Genomic DNA, 21,947 nt, shown 5'->3' on the forward strand with positions numbered 1-21,947 from the left:
GCCATGCTCACCGGTGTCGGCCCAGCGCATGCGGTTGATGCCATCGCGCAACTTCGACAGTTCGTCGCGGCGACGCGAAGCGCCGAAGGCACGTTCGAGCAGACGGTCACGGCGCGCTCGGGGCGCAAGCCCCAGCAGGCCGAGGGACGCTTTGCGTTTTCGCGTCCCGGCAAGTTCCGCTGGGAGTACGAACTGCCCTATCAGCAGCTGCTGGTGGGAGACGGTCAGCGGCTGTGGTCATGGGATCGCGATCTCAATCAGGCCACGGTGCGGCCGATAGGCGACGCGCTCGGCGCCACGCCGGCCGCCATCCTGTTCGGGCAAGGCGACCTCGACCAGGATTTCGTGCTCACCGATGGTGGGACTGCGGATGGCCTTGCCTGGGTCGACGCCCGTCCGCGAAAGGCCGAAGGCAGTTTCGAATCGGTGCGGATTGGCTTGCTCGACGGACAGCTCAAACGCATGGAGATGCGTGACAACTTCGGGCAAACCACGTCCATTCGTTTTGTCAGTCTGCAGGTAAATCCTGCACAGGACGCCAGCCGTTTCCGTTTCGCGCCGCCTGCAGGCGCGGACGTGATCGGCACGCCCTGATTTCGACGTCGATGAGCGATCTCTTCGACTCCCAGGCGCCGGAGCGCGTGCCGCTTGCCGAGCGCATGCGCCCGAGCGCGCTCGACGAGGTTGCCGGACAGGCGCATCTGCTGGGCCCGGGCAAGCCCCTGCGGCTGGCGTTCGAGTCGGGAAAGCCGCATTCGATGATCCTGTGGGGCCCCCCCGGCGTGGGCAAGACCACGCTCGCGCGGCTCATGGCGAAGGGCTTCGATGCCGAGTTCGTGGCCCTGTCGGCGGTGTTCTCCGGCGTGAAGGACATTCGCGAAGCGATGCAGCAGGCGCAGGCGGCCAAGGCCCGCGGCCGCCATACCATCCTCTTCGTCGACGAAGTTCATCGCTTCAACAAGGCCCAGCAGGACGCCTTCCTGCCTTTTGTCGAGCAGGGGCTGGTGACCTTCATCGGCGCGACGACGGAAAATCCCTCGTTCGAAGTGAACTCCGCATTGCTGTCGCGGGCCGCGGTGTACGTGCTCGAATCTCTCGATGAGAACACGATGAACGCCCTGTTCGAGCGTGCGCGTCTCATCGCCTGCCCTCAACTCACCGTCGATACCGACGCGCGCGCACGCCTGGTGGGGTTTGCCGACGGCGACGCGCGGCGCTTGATGAATCTGGTTGAGCAGATCCAGGTGGCTGCCGAGACCGCAGGCGTCAATCCGGTCGGCGCCGATTTCGTCGACCAGGCGCTGTCGCAGAATCTGCGCCGCTTCGACAAGGGGGGCGAGGCCTTTTACGACCAGATTTCGGCGCTGCACAAATCGGTACGCGGGTCGAACCCGGATGCCGCGCTCTACTGGTTGTGCAGAATGCTCGATGGCGGCGCCGACCCGCATTACCTTGGGCGCCGCCTGTTGCGCATGGCGGTGGAAGATGTGGGGCTGGCCGATCCGCGGGCGCAGGAAATCTGCCTGAACGCCTGTGCCACCTATGAACGCCTCGGTTCGCCGGAAGGTGAGCTCGCGCTGGCACAGGCGACTATCTTCCTCGCCTGCGCGGCGAAATCCAACGCGGTGTACAAGGCGTACAACGCTGCGCGCAAGCACGTGGCCGAAACCGGGTCGCTCGCCGTGCCGCTGCATTTGCGCAATGCGCCGACGCGGCTGATGAAGTCACTCGGCTATGGCAAGGCCTATCGCTACGCGCACGACGAACCCGAGGCCTACGCCGCTGGCGAAAACTACTTTCCCGACGGCATGGACGCGCCGGGTTGGTACCAGCCCGTTGCACGGGGCATGGAAGCCAGAATTGCCGAAAAGCTGGCTCACCTTCGCCGCCTCGACGAGGAAGCGAAGGCGCAAGCCAGCCCGGAGCGGACGTGAGTCTGGGAAGGGTGCGTTGGCGTCAATGCGGGAGCGGGTGGTCGGCCATGAAGCGCGAGCACAGGCTGCGTGCCTGTGTAGCTTTTTCGGCATCGCCGCGTGCATCCGCTTTTTCGATGAGATCGAGCATGTACCGGGTCAACAGGACAACCCCTTCGGGTGTCTGCACAAGGCCGCAGGCTACCTGTGCAGCCGCAGCGTCCGGTATTCCCTCGTGCTCGGCAATCAGGGCAACTTCGTCTTCAGTGAGGTCACAGTAGTCCAGGCAGTCTCGAATGGATAGCATCTAGTTCTCCTCCAGTTGTATGTGCTGTCTGACGCAGCTTTATGTTCCTCTCCAAGTCTATGCGTCGGAGTTTGTTTTGCAAGAAAAGTTTCGTGTAGAAAATTAGCTAACCGATTGATTAATATAATCAAATTGTGCAGTGCGCCAAAATCGAGCGCTTTGTGTTTTTGCCGATTTTTCCGCAATTTGAACGATTGATTGAACGTGTCATGGCAACAGTTATGTTTAACCTTTTGATTCAGAACTGATTCAGGACCAACCAATGCTTGATATCCAGATGCTGCGCAGCCAGCTTGACGTCGTAGCGGCTCGCCTGGCCACGCGGGGCTTGCAACTCGACACCGCGACCTTCCTTGCGCTCGAAGAAGAGCGCAAGCAACTTCAGACCCGTACCCAGGATCTGCAGGCCCGCCGCAACAGCCTGTCCAAGCAGATCGGCATGCTCAAGGGCAAGGGCGAGGACGCCTCGACCGTCATGGCAGAAGTCGGCGCGCTCGGCGAGGAACTCAAGCGCTGCGAACAGGCCTTGCCGGCATTGCTGGACAGACTCAATGACCTGCTCTCGGGATTGCCGAATCTGCCGCACGAAAGCGTGCCGGTCGGCGAGGATGAATCGGCCAATGTCGAAGTGCGTCGCTGGGGCACACCGGCGGTGTTCGATTTCGAGGTCAAGGATCACGTCGACCTGGGTGCGGCACTTGGGCTCGACTTTGATACCGGCGCCAAGCTGTCGGGGTCGCGCTTCACCTTCATGCGCGGACAAATCGCGCGCCTGCATCGCGCGCTTGCGCAGTTCATGCTCAATACGCAGAGCGGTGAGCATGGCTATACCGAGTGCTATACGCCCTACATCGTCAACCGCGAAGTGCTCGTGGGAACGGGGCAGTTGCCCAAATTCCGGGACGACATGTTCTGGGTGCTGCGCGGCGGCGACGAGGAAGGCGGCGAGCAGTACCTCATCTCGACCTCGGAGATTTCGCTGACCAACAGCGTTCGCGAACAGGTGCTCGCGCTCGACGAACTTCCGGTGAAACTTACCGCGCACAGTCCGTGCTTCCGCTCCGAAGCCGGCAGTGCGGGACGCGACACCCGCGGCATGATCCGTCAACATCAGTTCGACAAGGTCGAAATGGTGCAGATCACGCATCCGGACCAGAGTTATGCCGCGCTTGAGGAAATGGTCGGCCATGCCGAAGCCGTGTTGCAGAAACTGGGCCTGCCGTATCGAGTCATTACCTTGTGCACCGGCGACATGGGCTTCTCTGCAGCCAAGACCTATGACCTCGAAGTGTGGCTGCCGGCGCAGAATACCTATCGCGAGATCTCCAGCGTGTCGAACTGCGAAGCCTTCCAGGCGCGGCGCATGCAGGCCCGGTTCAAGAATGCCCAGGGCAAGAACGAACTGGTACACACCTTGAATGGCTCGGGCCTCGCCGTGGGGCGGACCCTGGTTGCGGTGCTGGAGAATTACCAGCGCGCGGACGGGTCTGTCGTGGTGCCGGAGGTGCTGCGACCCTACATGGGCGGTCTCGAGGTGCTCACGCCCGCAGCCTGATCGACAGTGCCTACTCCTGCCGGCTCAAACGCAGTTTGGGCGAGCCGGGCAGGGGGGCATTTACTGTTTGCAGCCGCGTCAGGATGTCGTGGTAGTTGCGCACGTTCTCGGTCATGATCACGGCTTCGCCGCCGCGCGCCGGGCCGGATTTCAGGCGTGCCGCATATTCGGGCCTGGACATCAGTGGCAGCACCGACTTCATGTCCCACCATGAGGTTTCATCCTTGCCCAGCTTTCGTGCGATGGCCCGCGCGCCGTTGAAGTGGCCCATGCCCAGATTGTATGCGGCCGTGGCCATCCACAGCCGGTCCGGCGCCTGCACCTCGTCGGGCAGCTGTTCTTCCAGCAAGGAAATATAGCGCGCCCCGCCAAGAATGCTCTGGCGCGCATCAAGGCGATCGTCGATACCGAGCCGGTCTGCGGTTTCGGAGGTAAGCATCATCATGCCCCGCACCCCGGTGCGCGAGGTCGCCACCGGGTCCCACTGCGACTCCTGGTAGGCAACCGCAGCGAGATAGCGCCAGTCGATGCCGGTACTGGCTTCGGCATCCTGGAAGTACTTGATGAAGCGCGGCAGCCGTTCCTGGACACGCACCAGGAACGCGGTGATGTCCTGCTCGTCCAGGCGTCGGATATGACCGAAATAGCGATCGCTGATGCGGGCGATGAGGCCGTCGGATCGCGCATCGTCCAGGAAGTCGGCAACCTGTTCGCCGAGCCCGCCATCGGCTTCAATGGGTGTCGCCCAGGCGATGTGACTCTTTACCGGCAACTCGTATGCAACGGTCAGACTCGGTGCGATCTGGGCTGCGTAGCTGAAGTGCACGCGATCGGTGGCCACGAGATCCAGCTTACCGTCCGACAGATCCGCGAGCAGGGATTGGTCGCCTGCGCGGCTGACGTATTTGGCTTTGAGTGTGGGCTCCCGCCGGCGGATCTGCTCGATCGCGTCCGCAGCGAGCGTACCACGTCGCAGGGTGACCGTTCGGCCGGCGAGATCGACTTCGCGGTTGATTTCAGGGCTGTCTGCATTGCCCGCGAGCACGAATTCCACCTCACGCAACGGCGCCGACCAGCGCAGCGGGAAACGGTCATTCTGCGCCAGTCCCGCGGCGGCCAGATGCGCTTCGCCATTGAGCACGGCGTCGATGGCGCGGGCCGAATCCGGGTAGGTCTGAAAGCGCACCGGTACGCCGAGCGTGTCGGCCAGACGCTCGAGCAGATCATGCTCGAAGCCCGACGCATTGCCGTCCTCGTCTACCCGATACGAAATCGCGTCAAACCGGGTCGCGACCCTGAGCTCGCCGAGCGTTCGGTAATCCGCCAGGCGTGCCGGCGCCTGAGACTCGCAGGCCGTCAGCAGCAGGGCGGAGAGGAGGAGGGTCGCGAAGAGGCGCAAGGGCGGCAGCCGGAGTGGGATGCCGGATTCTGCGTGACTCGGGCTGGAATCGCAATCCAGCTCTACTCGGTGCTGCGGGGCAGCAGAAGTTTGATTGCGATCAGACTCCGATTCCTCTTCTTTGGTATATTAGAGAAACGCAAACTGCTTATGGAGAAGAAATGTCGAAGTCTTTCGTTGAGATCACGGGTGATGTGTCGCAGGCGCTTGGAAAACTGCGCGAAGCGGTACCCGACGCCATGCAAGGCTTCGGCGCACTGTCCAAAGCCGCGATGAAGGCAGGCGCCCTGTCCGCGCTCGACAAGGAACTGATCGCACTCGCGATCGGCGTCACCTCGCGCTGCGACGCCTGCATCGGCTTTCACGTCAAGGCGCTCATCCGGTTGGGGGTAACGCGTGAGCAACTGATGGAAACACTGGCGATCTGCACCTACATGGGTGGTGGGCCGGCGCTGATGTATGCAGCCGAAGCGGTGCGCGCCTTCGAGGAAATGTCGCCGAAGGACTGATTTAGTCACACACCCTTCACTTTTTCCGCGAATGGTCTATAATCGCGGCCTTCGAGCGGAGAGGTGGCAGAGTGGTCGAATGTACCTGACTCGAAATCAGGCGTAGGTGCAAGCCTACCGTGGGTTCGAATCCCACCCTCTCCGCCACCCTATAAAATGGCCGTGAAACCAGCGCCAGCGCTTGGATTCAGGAAAAGTAGCATGGCCTGATATACCACACGAAGTTACCACACGCCCCACCTGTCCCTGACTGCGTGGGGCTTGTCGTTTCTGGAGGTCGAAGTCTTGTTCCCGTGTTGCGGTGATGAGGACATGCTTTGTATCCAGAGCGGCTCAGGCCCCACTGACCGCGCAGCGTAATACCCTGAATTCGGGGGGAATAATGGGGGGAATCAGCCCGACTAGCTCGGATCCGGTAAGATCACCAAGGACTACAACGGAACACCCTTCGTCTTCCGTGAGGATGGCTACTTCAACATGACCCACGCAGCGAAGAAGTTCAGGAAGCAGCTGAGTGACTTCTGGAAGAACCTCGAAACGTGGTCCTACATGGAGGAACTAGCCCGCGCACTCCAAAAAATAGGGGCTTTCCCCCTAATATCCCTCCGTTTGAGCGATGCGAGGCTATCCAGAATTATCAATGATTGCACGGCCGAGTTTCGGATGCCCTCAACACGGGAAATCGGGTGAGCTCAGCTGCAGTGAACTCCATCGGCGAATTTTTCGCCCGCAGCACCGCACAGGCCTGACCTCGTGTCTCGGCGTAGTTGGCCCGCAGTTTCCACTTGCGCACTTTACCGACGCTATCAACGGCCCACAACTCATTCTTGCCGGGAAGAAACCAAATCTTCAGGAACTTACTGCTGTTGCCGCTCAGAGTTGCAATCTTAGTATAACTTCGAGTGGACCATATCTGGATGTCCTGATCGCCAGCAGCTATGGCAAGCATGGTGCCATCCTGAGAGAAGGCGCTGACTTTAGAACTCACGGGAAGCGGCTGGCTTTCCCAGGTGCTGAGATTCACGAGGTAACTGCCTTGGTAGTCCAACATATGAGCGAGCGTTCCATCCGCTGTCGTGGCGATGACGTTCTTTTTGCGCATGAAGTCTGCCTTGCCCCATAGCTGCGGCGTGCTGCCGACGCGGATAGCCCAAGTTTTCTCACCCCCCTGTTCTGACGCTAACAAGGTGTCGCCAATGGAGACAGATGGCCATAACCTTTGAGAGGTCAGGACGTACTTGCGATCTGATACAAGATCGAATCTGACGACGCCCGCACTTAAGGTTGCAATGACGGTCTGGCCATCCAGTAATGAAAAAAGGCGGTCGCCCTTGTCCGCGGGCTGCTCGGCCACGGGAGAACCATCCGAAACGCGCCACGTTCGGATCGCGGATGTGTTTTCTCTTTCGACTAGCGCGCCCACAAACTGTCCGTCGCTGGAAAAGGTGAGGTAACGCGGCCACTGACCGGGCAGCGGAATCGACAAGGCTGTGGCAAAGCCTGCGCTATCCAAGGGTTGCAAAACTAGCCAGCCTTCCTGACCAACGGCGATGGTCTTGTGATCATTCGACAGGGCGAGCAAACGGCCTTGCGGTAAGCTGAAACGAATGGGCCTGATGGACTCGCCGAGGTCGGTGAGGGGCACGTTCGTCTCCCCTTTTGCGGTCAGAGGAAATGCCGAGCTATCGGTCATCGCATAGAAGGGGTGCTTCGCGTCTCCGCTCCTCACGTACTTGATCTCATCTTGGGTGGGGCCGTAAAGAGCAACTGGCTTTTGGCCCGAGACGTCGTAGATCAGAGCCAGGTTTTTGTAGTCGGCGGCGGACACAGTGAGTACACCGCCCGCGTAATTTCCGTCCTGCGAACTTACAAAGGACTCAAGTCTGTGGAGCTGATAGGGCCTGCCCGTCTTTCGCAAGTGTGAAGTCAACATATTGCGTAACCCGCCTGCAGGCCATGACACGAAGAGGCATCGTCCGAGGTCGTAGTCACCGTAGACCTGCCCGGTCAAATCCCGGTCATCGAAGTCCTGGGTGTTCACAAGCAACACTCGCTCGGTGCCTTGCAGGAAGGTGACTGCGAGATTGCAGTCTCCGATACAGCGAGCACCGGGAATCTGTATGCGTCCGATTTCCTTTGCGGAGTTCCCCGAGTAAAACGTCAGCCACTTGCTGGATTTGTCGAACCGGGCCAGTGTCAGGCTTTCATCATTGGGCCAAAACTCCTCGGGCACATCATGAGGAAGAAGATCCTCTCTCGGCATTGGCAAATTGGTCGCCAACAGGTCGTTCGGATATTTCGCTGCTGGCTTGTGGACAACTTCGGTACAACGCTGCTGTTCTTCGGATGTCAGGCTTGGCAGAGGGCGTGCGAGCGCAGCTTTGAGGTCGAGCAACATGGTCGGTGCGCCGATTTCAGCGTAAAGCGCCTGATCGCCCTTTCGTGCCAACGCCGTGGTCTTGCGAACTTCGAACATTGCGTTTTCCCTAGTGTCTCCCTGCGGCAGCATGAATTTGAAGTTGGTGGGACGGCACGGAGTCGCGCATGCCCCGTCGGGGTCCAATGCCCAGTGTGCAGCAATCCTTTCTCCGCCATTGCCCAGTGAATACACGGAGAGGACCGAGCGTCTGTCTGAAGTGACATGGAGGGCCAGTGGGAGGTCGCTATCACCGAGGGGTTCTTCGGGCACCTCACCTCGCCAATCAGACATGCGTAAAGGTAGCCGCGAGGCAGGCCTCCCTTTTTTCGCATCCCAGATCCATAGCGCATCACCGTCTCTATCTTGAAAGGGCGCCAGGCGCTCCTGCTGCAGTACAGGTGCAGAGCCGATCCCTTCGGTATGCAACAGGGCCAACGCGTCGTTATACGAAGGCTGGCCGCGCCTCGCGATGGCCAGAAGTGTCTCCAGGTGGCTCTCGTTAGGCTGCACCAGTAGGGACCCGGGTGCCGGTGTGCTTGCAATAGAAAGTAAATCGGCCAACTCGGCCTCAAGGTTGGGTGCGACCTGTTTCGCTGCCGCGGCGATTTGCTCAAGATGCGAGGTCTCAACATCACGCCACCACAGCCCACCGGCGATGATCAGCGAAACGGTGACCAATGCCGCGAGGGCCAAGCGAATCCTTCTCCTTCGCTTTTCGCGGTGCCATAGGTCGTCAAAGTCCACACCCGAAATTCCGGCAACTAGCTTGACTATGGCCTTTGAGCGGCCGTCGCCGCCATCGGAAGCTAGTCGTAGGTCTGCAGCTAGTGGCGCCCGAACGTTCCCTTCCTGAAAACAATTCAACAACACGGGAGGGAAACACGCGGGCGGTTCTCCTCCGCCTATGATGGCGTGGATGTTGGCTCCAGGTCTCTCCTCCCGGAAGATCTCAACCTCGCGGCTGACCCAACTCTCGGGCGCAGCCGCAGCCGGCGTGCAAAGTACGATTAGGTGTTCTGACTGGCGCAGATAACCGCGAATGACGGTTTCTAGATCGTCGGCGGCCCGGGCATCAGCCCGGTCTTGGAAGACGGGAGCAATACGCCTAGGGACGGGGCCATGTGCGCCCGCTGTGCCCACAAGTCTTCGCGGGAGGCGAAATGCCTCGAGCTTGCGATGCACCCACTCGGCCAACTTGCGGTCGGCCGACCGGTAACTTAAAAAGGCGCGGTACCGCAGATCGTTGGCGGTCTCTCTTGAATCTGCTTTCACCGGCATCTCCCCGCACTCCTCCGACGACAATCTCATCTGCCTGAAAGCGGTATCAGAAACAGCAGTAAAGCCGTCGATCGAGAGCTATGAGAATTTCTCGCAGATAATGCAACAGTCTACCTTGCGGCTCCCCTTTACAGCCCGCCCATAGTCGGCAGACGGCGCCCCACTCGTCTCAGACATTCAAATGATTGTCTAGATCGCTCAGGAGTGTTTGGTCCGATTCAACGTCGGCTTTGGGGAAATAACTTCGCCAGCAGGTCAATAGCCGATGCGAGATGACTGTCATGCACTGATTCAACTTAGACGAGTGCTCTCGATCCGCAAGTGAAATGTAACGGTCACCGACAGCTCTTGGTCCAGACTGTGTAAAAACCCCGCTTTGACGCGCGCAGCGCGTAACAGTCATGTGCCCCCTCTCGGCGAGGCGGACGAGAACGAGATCGACGCTCGCAAGCTGCCGCGAGGTTGCCGGATACTGTTCCGGCAATTGTCCGGAGGCAATTCGGCCGTGTTCCTGCTCGTATTGAACCAATTGGACAGTAGTATCTTCCTGCGTCGTCCGATATCGCACGATTCGAACCAATATTGAATTCATGAATATCCAGTCCGTCGATCTCAATCTCCTCAAGACCTTCGAGGCGATCTATCTCGAGCGCAGCGTGAGCAGGGCAGCTGTCCGGCTCGGCGTGACCCAGCCGTCAGTGAGTCATGGCTTGACCCGTCTGCGGCTGTTGTTTGGTGACCCCTTGTTCGTGCGCACGCGCACCGGCGTCGAACCCACGGTGGTTGCCGAGCGCATTGCGACGCCTGTACAGCACGCCTTGCGGCTACTGCAGGGCACGTTGGATGAGCACGCCCACTTTGCGCCAGAGACGTCGGAACGGACGTTCCGGGTGCATTTGAGCGATTTCGGGGAGGTCATCTTCTTGCCCCGGTTGATGAGAGAGCTGAGTATCCGTGCGCCCGGCGTCCGCATCGAGTCGCGTCAGCTGACTGCGGTCGAACTGGCCGGGTCGCTCGATAGCGGCCAGGTTGACCTTGCGATCGGCTATCTGCCCGTGCTTGATCAGGGCTTCGCAAGCTGCCACTTGCTCTCCGATGAGTACGTCATAATCATGTCGGGGGCCCCTGCGGCAGCTACTCGCAATGTTGCCGAAAGGTCTCATGAGATGGATTACATTGCCATCACTTCACACCCCGACACGCTGGCGATTCTTCGCGATTGCGGACTGTTGGACCGGGTCAGACTCTGGGTGCCCCACTTCATGGTAGTGCCAGCGATTCTTGCCGAGCGCGCCTTCTCCATGGTTGTCCCACGCGCCGTGCTCGAGACCTTCGGTTCGCATAGTCGCATCAGCAGTATTCCGACACCGCCTCCCCATCGTGAAATGGATATCAGGCTTTACTGGAACCGGCGCTACACCGGCGATCCGGGTCACAGCTGGATGCGTGATCTCGTGGTCGAACTGTTTGCAAGGCGTTGATTGAGTCTCCGCCGCAGGGGTATGGATGACGCAAGACTCATAATGTTATCGATGCTGTCTATATTAGACGTGTAGGCAACTGAATTGCCGGTTGCGTCATGCGCGCTCAAAGTCGTGGAAACAATGCGCGACAGGAGATGCAGCATGTATACCGCCGGCACGGCCTTCCTCGAGGCCCTCTATGAATGTGGCGTCCGCTACCTCTTCGCCAATCTCGGCAGCGATCATCCGGCCATCGTCGAGAGCATGGAGGAGGGCAAGGTTGCAGGGCGCGAGATACCCACCCTCATTACCTGCCCGAACGAAATGGTTGCCCTCAGCGCCGCCCAGGGATATGCGCAGGTGACGGGGCAAGCCCAGGCCGTGCTGGTGCATGTCGAATGCGGCACGCAGGCACTGGCCGGTGCGGTCCATAACATTGCCAAAGGGCGTGTTCCCGTGCTGATCTTTGCCGGCGCGTCGCCCTTTACGCAAGAGGGCGAGTTGCGCGGTAGCCGCAACGAGTTCATTCAGTGGATCCAGGATGTTCACGATCAGCGCGGCATCGTTCGCGGCTATACAAGATATGACAATGAGATTCGTACCGGGCGCAATGTCAAGCAGCTCGTGTACCGCGCAATGCAGTTTGCGTGCAGTGATCCCAAAGGGGCGTCATACCTGACGGGCGCGCGGGAAGTGATGGAAGAGGAGGTGCCACGGGTTGTGCTGGACACGTCCCAGTGGCAGCCGATTTCGCCCTGCGCAATTCCCGACGAAGGTCTGGACTCCCTGATCGAAGATCTTGCCTCGGCACGGCATCCGGTCGTGGTGACATCCTTTCTTGGACGCAACACCAACGCGGTGACGGAGTTGCTGAAGTTGGTTGAACGCCTGGCGATTCCGGTGCTGGAATCGGTGCCGTCCTACGTGAATATTCCGACGAATCATCCGATGTATCTCGGAAATCAGTGGAATGCACCCAAGCAGAATGCCGTGCTGGCCGAAGCCGATCTGGTCCTCGTGATCGATAGTGATGTGCCGTGGATCCCCATGGTGAACCGGCCCAGCGCGGATGCGCGTGTGTACTACATCGACGTGGATCCGCTGAAGGAACAGATGCCCTTGTGGTACATCCCGTCAAAGCGCGCGTTCCGTGCGGACGCCTGCACTGCGCTCAAGCAGATCAATCGGCGACTGGAAGGCGTGGTCATCGACGAAACCGCTGTGGCGGAAAGGCGGTCCGTGATCGAGGCGCGTCACCGGCGTCGCGACGAGGCGCTTCGCGCCAGTGAGGTGGAACGCGAGGTCATTACGTCCGAATATCTCACCGCCTGCGTTCGCGAGTTCGTTGACGAGAACACCATCGTCTGCAACGAAGGCATCTCCAACTACGACGTGATCATCAACCACCTTGGCATCAGCACGCCGGGCGGGATGATTGCCAGTGGCGGCGGTTCGCTGGGCTGGAATGGCGGCGCAGCCATCGGGGTCAAGCTCGCATGCCCGGAGAAGACCGTGGTCGCCATGTGTGGTGATGGCAGCTACATGTTCACCGTGCCTTCCAGCGTGCATTGGATGGCACGGCGCTATCAGACGCCTTTTGTGCAGATCGTGTTCAACAACGGCGGCTGGAAGTCTCCCAAGTTGTCCACCTTGGCCGTGCATCCTGACGGCTATGCCAGTCGTGCAGACGACATCGGGGTGAAGTTCGATCAGCCGTCCGACTATGCCGGGATCGCCAGCGCCGCGGGTGGTGCGCTGGGGCTTACGGTATCGAGTCCGCATGAAGTGCGTGACGCGCTGGCCCAAGCGTTTGCCGCGGTGCGATCGGGGCGTTGTGCCGTGCTTGATGTGAAGCTTGCGCCGCTCTAATTCAACAAAGAAATTTGCCGAGGAGACACGAAAATGAACACATTTCTGGACCAGAAAAGATGGCAGGACAAGGTTCTGTTGAATGGGTGGCAGGCAGCAGATAGTACGGCAGCGGTCATCGACAAGGCCACGGGCGAACAGATCGGCTCGATCGGTATCGCCAGTGCGGCAACCGTTGCCAAGGCGGCGGCGGTCGCGCGCGCCGCACAACCGGGCTGGTTCACGATGCCATACGAAGAGCGGGCTGCCATCTTTCGCAAGGCCGCCCGCTTGGTCGAGGAGAACTTCGATGAGCTGGCGACGTGGATCATGCGCGAAAGTGGCGCGATTCGCCCCAAGGCCGATGTTGAACTGAAAGCGGCGATCGGCATCCTGCACGAGTCGGCTGGCATGCCCACTGAGCCGCAGGGGCTGATGCTGCCGAGCAATTCCGGCCGCATGAGCTTTGCACGTCGGGTGCCCCACGGTGTGGTCGGTGTGATCGCGCCGTTCAACTTCCCCTTGATTCTTGCCATCCGTGCAGTTTCCCCGGCTTTGGCAACCGGCAATTGTGTGCTGCTGAAGCCCGATACGCGCACGGCGGTGGTGGGCGGCGTGTTGATTGCCCGCATTTTCGAAGAAGCGGGTCTCCCGCCCGGTGTGCTCAGTATGCTGCCTGGTGGTGCGGATGCTGGGAGCATGCTATGTACAGACCCGAACGTTGCCATGGTGGCCTTCACCGGCTCGACCAATGTCGGGCGGACCGTGGGCGAGCTGTGTGGTCGTCACCTGAAGAAGGTGTCGCTCGAACTGGGTGGCAAGAACTCGATGGTGGTGCTCGACGATGCCGATATCGACCTTGCCGCCGGGTGCGCCGCCTTCGGCGCATGGCTGCACCAGGGCCAGATCTGCATGGCCACCGGCCGCATTCTGGTGCATGAATCGATTGCGGACAGCTTGATCCAGAATCTGGTTGAGAAGGCGAATCACCTGCCGGTCGGCGATCCCATGAGTGGCACGGTCGCCCTGGGGCCGATCATCAGCGACGGCCAGCTGAAACAGATCGACTCAATCGTCAAGGACAGTGTGGCCGCCGGCGCTCAACTGCTGGCAGGCGGAATCCACGACAAGCTTTTCTACCGCCCAACCGTGTTGGGGAATGTCAAGCCCGGCATGCGTGCTTTTGACGAGGAGATCTTCGGACCCGTCGCGGCGGTGGTCACCTTCCGTAACGATGACGAGGCGGTCGAGCTGGCGAATGCGACTGAATACGGTCTGTCGGCAGCAGTGATCTCGCGTTCGGTGGGAAGGGCGCTCGCGCTTGGCAACCGGCTCAATACCGGGTTGCTGCACATCAACGACCAGACCGTTGCCGATGAACCTCATGTGCCCTTCGGCGGCAGGGGGGCTTCGGGCAATGGTGGGCGTGTCGGTGGTCCCGCGAACTGGGAAGAATTCACCCAGTGGCAATGGGTGACGATCAAGGATGTCCCGCCGAACTACCCATTCTGAGTCTGGCCCGCCGAAGGCGGGACCGATGCGGACGGCGTGCGCTCGGGAGAAAGCAAGACCGGCCATCGAAATGGCTCATGGCCGGATAACGTGAGGAGACGAATGATGAACAAGAACGTAAAGAAACTGATGGCCGCAGTGATCTGCGCAGGCGTGTTCGGCTCTGCCGCAGCGGCAGAGGAAATCGTGCTGAAGGTGCATCATTTCCTGCCGCCCGGCGCGACCGCGCACAAGAGCTTCATCGAGCCGTGGTGTGAGAAGATCCATACCGAATCTGCGGGTCGCCTGAAGTGCCAGATCTACCCGGCAATGTCACTTGGCGGGACGCCCACCCAATTGTTCGATCAGGCAAAGGATGGTGTCGCCGACATCGTCTGGACGGTGCCGTCGTATCAGGGCGGTCGCTTCCCGGTGACTGAAGTATTCGAGTTGCCGTTCATGACGCGCAGCGCCGAGCACAGCAGTCCGGTGGTGTGGGACGTCCTGACAAAATACGCCGGCGCTGAATACAAGGCGGTCAAGCCGCTCATCTTTCACGTGCATGATGGCGCACAGATCCACACGACCAACCGGCAGGTCAAGGTTCTGGCCGATTTCAACGGTCTCAAGTTGAGGGCGCCCAGTCGGCAGGCGACGCGGCTGCTGACGGAGCTGGGTGCGACGCCGGTCGGCATGCCTGCGCCCCAAGTGACCGAGGCCCTTTCGAAAGGCGTTGTTGATGGTGCGCTGCTGCCATGGGAAGTCGTTCCTCCACTCAAGGTCCACGAGGTGGTCAAGTTCCATTCCGAAACCGACGACTCGATGCCGATGCTGTCGAACACCGTCTTCGTGTTTGCGATGAATCCGGCGAAATACAACAGTCTCCCTGCGGATCTCAAGAAGGTCATCGACGCAAACAGTGGTCGTGCCGCATCGGCCTGGGTTGGCAAGGTGTGGGACGAGGCAAGGGTGCTCGGCCGCAAGCAGGCTCAGGATCGCGGAAACCCGATTCATGTCGTCCCGCCCAAGGAGCTCGAGGGCTGGATGGCAGCAGGTGACAGGGTCGCCGCGCAATGGGTCGAGGAAACAGCTGCGAAGGGCTTCCCCGCGAAAGAAATTCTTGAGGCGGCCAGGCGCGGTATCAACCAGCCCTCCAAGTAACACGCACGTGACAACCACGGCCTATTCGAAGCAATTTTTCGAAGGAAGGGCTGTGGGAAGGTGGCGACGGTCCGCGTTCGAGCTTGATGCCCGGACCGTCGGTGAAGCAATCATCGATTGAGAGAAAACGAATGTCTTCGAAAGCTGCTTCAGGTGTGCCGATCCAGCGTGTTCTCGTCTTGGGGGCCGGTGCAATGGGATCGTTGTTCGGTGGCCTGCTCGCCGAGGCCGGTGCTTCAGTCACGCTGGTGGACATCAACGCGTCACACCTGGACGCCATTCGGCAGCATGGATTGAAGCTGGTGACTGACGAAGGGATGCGTCAGGTCAGACTGGGAGCGTGTCGCCCTGAAGAAGTGAGCGAAGTCCCCGACCTGATCATTCTGTTCACCAAGACGATGCACACCTCTGCTGCGTTGCAAGGCATTCGCTCCTGGATTGCACCAGAAACGCGGATACTGAGTCTGCAAAACGGGCTGGGGAACGGGGAGTTGGTTGCACGTTTTGCTGCGCCAGACAAAATCGCTGTGGGTATCACCACCTGGCCGGCGGATCTGTGTGGGCCTGGTCATGTGGCGTCCCACGGGCACGGCAAGATCCGCTGCATGCGCCTGGACGGTGGCCACGATGCTGCATTCGAGTTCATGGAAAAGATGTTGAAAGAGGCCGGTCTGGATTGCACGATCGACCCGCTGGTGTCGACGGCGATCTGGGAGAAAGTGGCATTCAATGCTGCCCTCAACAGTATCTGCGCGGTTACCGGTGCGACAGTCGATGGAATTGGCAAGACTGCCGAGTCCCTGGAACTGGCACTGGGCATCGTGGATGAAGTGCTGTCGGTCGCGCGTGCAGACGGCGTGGAAGTCGATCGCGAGCGGGTTGCGGGCACCTTGCTGCATGCGATCGAGCATCATGTCGGGCATAAGCCGTCGATGCTTCAGGACGTGTTGGCAGGGCGCCCGACCGAAATTCAGGCTATCAACGGCGCCGTCGTAGCCTTGGGCGAAAAGCTCGGTGTCGGGGTGGCCCGGACCAAGGCACTGCTGGCGCTTGTCAAGCTTGTTGAATGCGCGTGATCCTCATGGCAGGCGTTTGATCAGGCCCATGCGCGGTTATTGCATCGTGTCTGCCGCCGTACGAATCGCATGACAGTAATCGGATGCGGTCCCGGTGACCCTTTCAGTGAATAGCCGTAGGGAGGTTCAAGTGGTGGCTACGTTGCACAGCACTACGGTATTCAATACACCCTCCATCTGGCGATCGGTAGCCTCCTGCTGGGGGCGTGCGTCAGCCTCTGCCTCCGTGAGACAGCGCCGCGCAAGCATGCGCAAGGGGTGCCAGGCGGAGCATTGATTGTTGCGCAAGGAGACGCGTCAAAGCTGTGAGCGCAGATTGCCGGGCCGCATGTCAATGCGGCCCGGACGCCACGGTGGTCTTATTGATATTGCACGGAGTAGTCGTCGAAGGCGCGCAGCGCGGCGTCGATGTCCTGGTCTGCGCGCAGCGCAAACGCGTCGAATCCGCAGCGCCTCAGAAAGTAGAGTTGATCGCGCAGGATATCGCCGATCGCGCGCAGTTCCGCTGTGTAGTTGAGACGTTCGCGCAGCAGTCGGGCAACCGAGTAGCCTCGACCGTCAGTGAACACGGGAAAGTTTACGGCAATCAGGCCAATGCGCTGCAGGTCTGGCGTCAAGGCTTCAAAGGGGTCGTCCGGGTCGAGCCAGATGCCCATCTCAGCGTGGGGTATCACTCCCTCTGCGCGCCATTGCAGCCACTGTGCAAGGGCGACGACGGCGGGGTCGCGGTGGTCTGTGGCCTCGTCTCTGCCGATTAACGGGCGGGGGTCGAGTTCGACGCGATCAGGCTTCAGGATGCGTGTCATTGTCGGATCCGTAAAGATGTTGCTTGAAAGGGGCTGTGCCGAGACGACGTACGGTGTCGATGAATGGCTCGCCCGCCGTGCGTTGCGCGCGATACAGCGTCATGACTTTTTCGATGACCTCGGGTACGTCTTCCGCACGGAAGGAAGGGCCGACGATCTTGCCGATGGCGGGGGGCGCATCCTGGCTTCCGCCGAGCGTGACCTGGTACCACTCTTCTCCATTCTTATCGACACCGAGGATGCCGATGTGTCCGATATGGTGGTGGCCGCAGGCGTTGACGCAACCGGAGATGTTGAGTTCGACCGGGCCGAGGTCGTCGAGTGCGTCAGGGTCGCCGAAACGCTGCTGTATGGCCTGGGCCACCGGAATCGAGCGTGCGTTGGCCAGCGAGCAGAAGTCCCCGCCCGGGCAGCAGACCACGTCGGTAAGCATGCCGATGTTCGGGCTTGCGAGCTGGAACTCGATTGCACGCGACCACAGGGCGTAGAGATCGGCGATACGAACATGGGGCAGAATCAGGTTCTGTTCGTGGCTGACGCGGATTTCATCCGCGCTGTATGTCGATGCCAGGTCGGCAATCGCGTCCATCTGTGCGGCCGTGGCGTCACCCGGAGGATTGCCAGTCTGCTTTAGCGACAGGGTGACGATAGCGAGGCCCGGGACCTTGTGCGGGGTTACGTTGCGGCTGATCCAGCGACGAAAGGCGGGTTCGTCCATGTGACCAGGCTCGCTTGACGCGCTGTCGATGCCGTCTGGGTGCGGGCTGCGGAAATGGCGTTCCATGGCCTCGAATTTGTCGTCCGTGATGGTGGCGGGGCCGCCACGCAGAAATGCCCACTCCTTGGCGACTTCGGCGCTGAAGACTTCGGGCCCGAGTTCCTTGACCAGGATCTTGATGCGCGATTTGTACTTCTTGTCGCGGCGACCGTGGCGGTTGTAGACCCTGAGAATCGCCTCGAAATAACTCAGCAATTCGTGACGTGGCAGGAAGGTCTGGATGCGATGTCCGACCATGGGGGTACGCCCAAGTCCGCCGCCCACGAACACCTCGAATCCGATTTCGCCATCTTCGCGCTGCAGAGCACGCGCACCGATATCGTGAAAGCGCACTGCTGCGCGGTCGTTCGAGCTACCAGTCAGCGCAATCTTGAATTTCCGTGGCAGGAAGGAGTACTCCGGCGACAACGTGGACCATTGGCGCAGTATTTCGCAGTAAGGACGCGGGTCGAGGACTTCGTCCGCGGCCACCCCGGCGAAGTGGTCGGTGGTGATGTTGCGAATGCAGTTTCCCGACGTCTGGATGGCATGCATCTGTACCGTGGCCAATTCGGCCAGGATATCGGGCGTGTCTTCGAGTCGAACCCAGTTGTACTGAATATTGCAGCGGGTGGTGAAATGGCCGTAGCCACGATCGAACTCGCGCGCGATGCGGGCAAGCATGTGCAACTGCGTCGAAGACATCGTGCCGTAGGGAATCGCGACCCGGAGCATCGGCGCATGCCGTTGGATATACAGTCCGTTCTGCAGTCGCAAGGGTCTGAAATCATCCTCGGCAAGCTCGCCAGCGAGGAAGCGGTGCATCTGGTCGCGGAAGCGGGCGACACGTTCATCGACAAGGCGTTGGTCGGCATCGTTGTATTGGTACATGTCTCTGGGCTCAATGGGGCAGGCCGATGGGCTGCTGGAAAGACGGTTTCTCGACCACCGCGTTGTCGGCGCGCCGAGATCCGCTACGCCGAAGTGGACAGGCTGGCTGCCGCGAATGGCCGGGTTCGGGCGACGCCAACCCCCTTTCGGCAGGGTGGCGATGCTGCCTGATGTCGCCCCGAATCTGTCGCAACTGATCAGGCGCACGGCGTCCAGGTCTGCCAGCGGGGGGCGGTTGCATGCGTGGTTCTCCAATGCGACTCGCGGCACCTCCGACATGGGGTGTGCGGCGCAGTGCCGCGAGTAGACCACTCGCGCGCCGGGTCTTGCAGTCTCAGCTGGTCGCTAATTCGAGCGTAACAGTTTGGATTGGCATGCCCGGAAAAGCAGGGGAGGGCGTAGATCGGGGTATTGCGGGTTGGCGGTCTAGCGTTCCGTCCGCGCGGCGTCATGGCGAGCTCGACGGGCTTGACCCCGCCGGGAATGCTCAAGTTGGATGTTGCCGTCGGTTACTCCGTTTGTCCTAGATCAAAACCCCGACAGGCGAAGTATGCTGCAATGCAGCATGTTTTCGCGTGACCGGCGCCGGCATCGTGTTTGTTGGCTTGATCATGCGATACTGACCGCCGCAGATATTTATCGCGGAGGCGGGCCCCAAGCCTTAACTTCGATTCGTCACGGGAGTTTTACCGGACGAGCCTACTGATGAAGAAAACTGCCGACAATCCCTTGCCGGGCGACCTCCGCCTCGATATGTACCGAAGCGCCGTGAAGGCGATGCGGGAAGGGCAGTATTCGGTTGATTTTCCTGTCGGCAATCTGGATGAAACGGGGCAACTGGGTGTTGAGTTGCAGGGGCTCGCGGATCATCTCGAGTGGCAGTTTGCGCCTGCGCGGAAGCTGCAGGAGATTTCGGATACGGTGTCCGGGGGGCTGACGCTTGATGATGTGCTCGATCGGGTATTCGACTCCTTCCAGACGATCATTCCATACAACCGGATCGGGTGTGCGCTGCTCACCGAGGATGGCCGTTCGCTCAGGGCGTCCTGGGCGCGGGCGGACTTCGAAGAGCTCCGCCTGGTCACCGGTTTTACCGCATCGATGGCCAACAGCAGTCTCAACCAGATCATTGCGACGGGCCAGCCGCGCATTCTGAACGATCTGGAGGATCATCTCGCCAGGCATCCCGGCTCGCATTCCACTCAGCTGATGGTGTCCGAGGGGATCCGTTCCAGTCTGACCTGCCCCCTGGTCAGCAAGGGAAAACCTGTCGGCTTCCTGTTTTTCTCCAGCACCGAGCGTTTTACCTACCAGGGCATTCACCAGGGCGTCTATCTGCGCATTGCTTCGCAACTGTCGTCGCTGATCGAGAAGGGGCGCCTTTACCAGGAGCTCGTCGAACTGAACGCGCGCCTGCTGGCCACGCAGGCAGAGCTGCAGGAACTCGCGACGCGCGACGCGCTCACCGGCATCTACAATCGTCGCGGCATTCTCGAGCGCCTCTCGGCGGCCTTTGCGCGCGCGAGGCGGGAGGGGGGGCAGCTCGCGTTGATCCTGGTCGATGTCGATCATTTCAAGAAGATCAATGACTGCTTTGGCCACAGCACTGGGGATGCGGTGCTCAAGGAGATCGCCAATCGGTTGGGCAGTCATCTGCGGCAGTACAATCACCTCGGGCGACTTGGCGGCGAGGAGTTTCTGATTGTCATGGGCGACGTCGAGTGCACGCAGGGCACCTGTATTGCCGAGCGGCTGCGAAAAGAGATTGGTGCGCTGCCAGTCGAGCATGACGGCCGCAGTATCGCGGTCACCATCAGTGCCGGCGTTGTCCAGGCCGCCGATTGTACGAGCATCAAGTCGGGCGAGGCACTCGTTGCCATCGCCGACGATGCGATGTACGAGGCCAAGCGCCTGGGTCGAAACCGGGTCTCTTGCCGGGTTCTGGGTTGCGAGCCCGACTGAGGTTCGTGCCTGCAGTGGGCGATTGCGGGCGAGCGTGTTCGATTTACCGACTCATGACCGGAGTGCCTTGATGAAACCAGCGCTGATGTCGCGGAGCCCATGAGACGGATCGATTTCAATTCGATGGCCTTGTTCGTCGCCGTGTGTGAGACCGGTGCGATCGCCAGGGCAGCAGCTCGAGAGAATATCGTGGCCTCGGCCATCAGCAAGCGGCTTGCAGAGCTGGAGTCCGACTTCGGCGTACCCTTGCTCGAACGCGGTGCGCGCGGGGTCAAGCCGACTGCCGCCGGCGAGGCCCTGCTGTTTCATGCGCGCGCGGTGTTGCGCGGCGTCGATCGTCTGCAGGCTGAACTCTCGGACTATGCGCAGGGTGTGCGCGGACATGTCCGCATGCATGCGAACATTTCTGCCGTGGTCGAATTCTTGCCCGAGGACTTGCGCGTCTTCATGGCAAACAACGAGGGTATCAAGATCGATCTGCAGGAGCATCTGAGTGCCGACATCCTGCGCGCAGTGGCCGAGGGGCAGACGGATCTCGGTGTGGTGTCCGCGAGTGAGGAGGTCGACGGGCTCACGTATTTTCCCTATCGGCAGGATGAGCTCGTACTGGTGGTGCGTCCGGACCACCCGCTTGCGGCAACCGCCGAGACCGGATTCGCCGCCAGTCTGGCATACGACCATGTCGGCCTGAGCCAGAACAGTTCGCTCTACACCTTGCTCGAACACGCGGCTGCCGCGGCGGGCCTGACTCGCAGGCTGAGGATTCACGTGACGGCGTTCGATGCGCTGTGCCGGATGGTGGACGTGGGCCTGGGCGTAGGGGTCGTTCCCCGCCGGGTGGGCAATTTCTTCGCCGCGGCGCTTGGACTGCGGCTTGTCGGCCTCACCGATGCCTGGGCCACGCGCAATCTGCACATTGTCGTGCGCGATGTCGCCAGCTTGCCGGCCGCCGCGCGCTTGCTTCTAGACCATCTCGTGCGGGTGGATGATGGCGCCGGGCCGACGCGGACGGACTGAGCACCGGATTTGCGTGAGCCATCTCATTCAGAGATGGCTGGCATGGCAATTGAGCGTTTTTCGGCGTCTTCCATCTCTGCAAGTATTGCACCTCC

The 21,947-nt window shown here is 60.6% G+C and carries 16 protein-coding genes and 1 tRNA gene; 12 read left to right on the plus strand and 5 right to left on the minus strand.

Annotated elements, in window-relative coordinates; all coding sequences use genetic code 11:
* Window positions 1-3: 3 nt before the first annotated feature.
* Both lolA and J5J83_RS00990 read left to right on the plus strand, forming a co-directional pair.
* On the plus strand, window positions 4-594 hold the full coding sequence (gene lolA, locus J5J83_RS00985) for an outer membrane lipoprotein chaperone LolA (protein WP_249115841.1): 591 nt from the start codon (window positions 4-6) through the stop codon (window positions 592-594).
* An 11-nt stretch (window positions 595-605) separates the two neighbouring features.
* A complete protein-coding gene (locus tag J5J83_RS00990) occupies window positions 606-1,934 on the plus strand; it encodes a replication-associated recombination protein A (RefSeq protein ID WP_212344132.1) in 1,329 nt (442 codons plus the stop codon).
* A 22-nt stretch (window positions 1,935-1,956) separates the two neighbouring features.
* Here J5J83_RS00990 and J5J83_RS00995 read toward each other — a convergent pair whose 3' ends face one another.
* Entirely contained in the window at window positions 1,957-2,220 is a 264-nt protein-coding gene (locus J5J83_RS00995; protein WP_212344134.1) for a hypothetical protein, read from the minus strand.
* Between the two features lie 262 nt (window positions 2,221-2,482).
* On the opposite strand from J5J83_RS00995, the gene serS reads away from it, so the two are divergent.
* Entirely contained in the window at window positions 2,483-3,775 is a 1,293-nt protein-coding gene (gene serS / locus J5J83_RS01000) for a serine--tRNA ligase (protein WP_212344136.1), read from the plus strand.
* Window positions 3,776-3,785: 10 nt separating this feature from the next.
* On the opposite strand, the gene mltF is transcribed toward serS, so the two are convergent.
* On the minus strand, window positions 3,786-5,174 hold the full coding sequence (gene mltF, locus J5J83_RS01005; RefSeq protein WP_212344138.1) for a membrane-bound lytic murein transglycosylase MltF: 1,389 nt from the start codon (window positions 5,172-5,174) through the stop codon (window positions 3,786-3,788).
* Window positions 5,175-5,335: 161 nt separating this feature from the next.
* On the opposite strand from mltF, the gene J5J83_RS01010 reads away from it, so the two are divergent.
* Both J5J83_RS01010 and J5J83_RS01015 read left to right on the plus strand, forming a co-directional pair.
* Window positions 5,336-5,683, plus strand: a complete 348-nt coding sequence (locus tag J5J83_RS01010; protein WP_212344141.1) for a carboxymuconolactone decarboxylase family protein — start codon at window positions 5,336-5,338, stop codon at window positions 5,681-5,683.
* Between the two features lie 57 nt (window positions 5,684-5,740).
* Window positions 5,741-5,830, plus strand: a tRNA-Ser gene (locus J5J83_RS01015).
* A 490-nt stretch (window positions 5,831-6,320) separates the two neighbouring features.
* Here J5J83_RS01015 and J5J83_RS01025 read toward each other — a convergent pair.
* Window positions 6,321-8,795 carry a WD40 repeat domain-containing protein gene (locus tag J5J83_RS01025; RefSeq protein WP_249115574.1) on the minus strand — a complete coding sequence of 825 codons (2,475 nt, stop codon included), beginning with the start codon at window positions 8,793-8,795 and terminating at the stop codon, window positions 6,321-6,323.
* 1,175 nt (window positions 8,796-9,970) lie between these two features.
* On the opposite strand from J5J83_RS01025, the gene J5J83_RS01030 reads away from it, so the two are divergent.
* From J5J83_RS01030 to J5J83_RS01050, 5 genes are all read left to right on the plus strand, one after another.
* A complete protein-coding gene (locus tag J5J83_RS01030) occupies window positions 9,971-10,861 on the plus strand; it encodes a LysR family transcriptional regulator (RefSeq protein WP_212344147.1) in 891 nt (296 codons plus the stop codon).
* Window positions 10,862-11,005: 144 nt separating this feature from the next.
* Window positions 11,006-12,712 carry a thiamine pyrophosphate-requiring protein gene (locus J5J83_RS01035; protein ID WP_212344149.1) on the plus strand — a complete coding sequence of 569 codons (1,707 nt, stop codon included), beginning with the start codon at window positions 11,006-11,008 and terminating at the stop codon, window positions 12,710-12,712.
* Window positions 12,713-12,745: 33 nt separating this feature from the next.
* A complete protein-coding gene (locus J5J83_RS01040; protein ID WP_212344151.1) occupies window positions 12,746-14,203 on the plus strand; it encodes a benzaldehyde dehydrogenase in 1,458 nt (485 codons plus the stop codon).
* Between the two features lie 105 nt (window positions 14,204-14,308).
* Window positions 14,309-15,343 carry a TRAP transporter substrate-binding protein gene (locus J5J83_RS01045; RefSeq protein WP_212344153.1) on the plus strand — a complete coding sequence of 345 codons (1,035 nt, stop codon included), beginning with the start codon at window positions 14,309-14,311 and terminating at the stop codon, window positions 15,341-15,343.
* A gap of 101 nt (window positions 15,344-15,444) precedes the next feature.
* Window positions 15,445-16,419: a 2-dehydropantoate 2-reductase gene (locus J5J83_RS01050; protein ID WP_349251849.1), complete on the plus strand. Its 975-nt coding sequence runs from the start codon at window positions 15,445-15,447 to the stop codon at window positions 16,417-16,419.
* 359 nt (window positions 16,420-16,778) lie between these two features.
* Here J5J83_RS01050 and J5J83_RS01055 read toward each other — a convergent pair whose 3' ends face one another.
* Together J5J83_RS01055 and J5J83_RS01060 are read right to left on the minus strand one after the other, a co-directional pair.
* Window positions 16,779-17,225, minus strand: coding sequence for a DUF934 domain-containing protein (locus J5J83_RS01055; protein ID WP_212344155.1), 447 nt, complete (start codon window positions 17,223-17,225; stop codon window positions 16,779-16,781).
* Window positions 17,203-18,873, minus strand: coding sequence for a nitrite/sulfite reductase (locus J5J83_RS01060; RefSeq protein WP_212344157.1), 1,671 nt, complete (start codon window positions 18,871-18,873; stop codon window positions 17,203-17,205). Before J5J83_RS01060 ends, J5J83_RS01055 begins: the two co-directional genes overlap by 23 nt.
* 705 nt (window positions 18,874-19,578) lie before the next feature.
* Between J5J83_RS01060 and J5J83_RS01065 the strand changes: the two genes are divergently transcribed.
* Both J5J83_RS01065 and J5J83_RS01070 read left to right on the plus strand, forming a co-directional pair.
* Window positions 19,579-20,835: a sensor domain-containing diguanylate cyclase gene (locus J5J83_RS01065; RefSeq protein ID WP_212344164.1), complete on the plus strand. Its 1,257-nt coding sequence runs from the start codon at window positions 19,579-19,581 to the stop codon at window positions 20,833-20,835.
* A 99-nt stretch (window positions 20,836-20,934) separates the two neighbouring features.
* Window positions 20,935-21,852 (plus strand): LysR family transcriptional regulator, encoded by a 918-nt coding sequence (locus J5J83_RS01070; protein WP_212344165.1) that lies wholly within the window; start codon window positions 20,935-20,937, stop codon window positions 21,850-21,852.
* The last annotated feature ends 95 nt before the right edge of the window (window positions 21,853-21,947 follow it).

The sequence above is a fragment of the Azoarcus sp. L1K30 genome (genome assembly GCF_018122735.1).
Classification (GTDB): domain Bacteria; phylum Pseudomonadota; class Gammaproteobacteria; order Burkholderiales; family Rhodocyclaceae; genus Parazoarcus.

Bases quoted from the DNA above. Each gene is read 5' to 3' on its own strand.
- J5J83_RS01035 (WP_212344149.1), top strand. From the start codon at position 11,006: ATGTATACCGCCGGCACGGCCTTCCTCGAGGCCCTCTATGAATGTGGC.
- serS (WP_212344136.1), top strand. From the start codon at position 2,483: ATGCTTGATATCCAGATGCTGCGCAGCCAGCTTGACGTCGTAGCGGCT.
- J5J83_RS01010 (WP_212344141.1), top strand. From the start codon at position 5,336: ATGTCGAAGTCTTTCGTTGAGATCACGGGTGATGTGTCGCAGGCGCTT.
- J5J83_RS01030 (WP_212344147.1), top strand. From the start codon at position 9,971: ATGAATATCCAGTCCGTCGATCTCAATCTCCTCAAGACCTTCGAGGCG.
- J5J83_RS01045 (WP_212344153.1), top strand. From the start codon at position 14,309: ATGAACAAGAACGTAAAGAAACTGATGGCCGCAGTGATCTGCGCAGGC.
- J5J83_RS01060 (WP_212344157.1), bottom strand. From the start codon at position 18,873: ATGTACCAATACAACGATGCCGACCAACGCCTTGTCGATGAACGTGTC.
- J5J83_RS00990 (WP_212344132.1), top strand. From the start codon at position 606: ATGAGCGATCTCTTCGACTCCCAGGCGCCGGAGCGCGTGCCGCTTGCC.
- lolA (WP_249115841.1), top strand. From the start codon at position 4: ATGCTCACCGGTGTCGGCCCAGCGCATGCGGTTGATGCCATCGCGCAA.
- J5J83_RS01040 (WP_212344151.1), top strand. From the start codon at position 12,746: ATGAACACATTTCTGGACCAGAAAAGATGGCAGGACAAGGTTCTGTTG.
- J5J83_RS01055 (WP_212344155.1), bottom strand. From the start codon at position 17,225: ATGACACGCATCCTGAAGCCTGATCGCGTCGAACTCGACCCCCGCCCG.
- J5J83_RS00995 (WP_212344134.1), bottom strand. From the start codon at position 2,220: ATGCTATCCATTCGAGACTGCCTGGACTACTGTGACCTCACTGAAGAC.
- J5J83_RS01065 (WP_212344164.1), top strand. From the start codon at position 19,579: ATGAAGAAAACTGCCGACAATCCCTTGCCGGGCGACCTCCGCCTCGAT.
- J5J83_RS01070 (WP_212344165.1), top strand. From the start codon at position 20,935: ATGAGACGGATCGATTTCAATTCGATGGCCTTGTTCGTCGCCGTGTGT.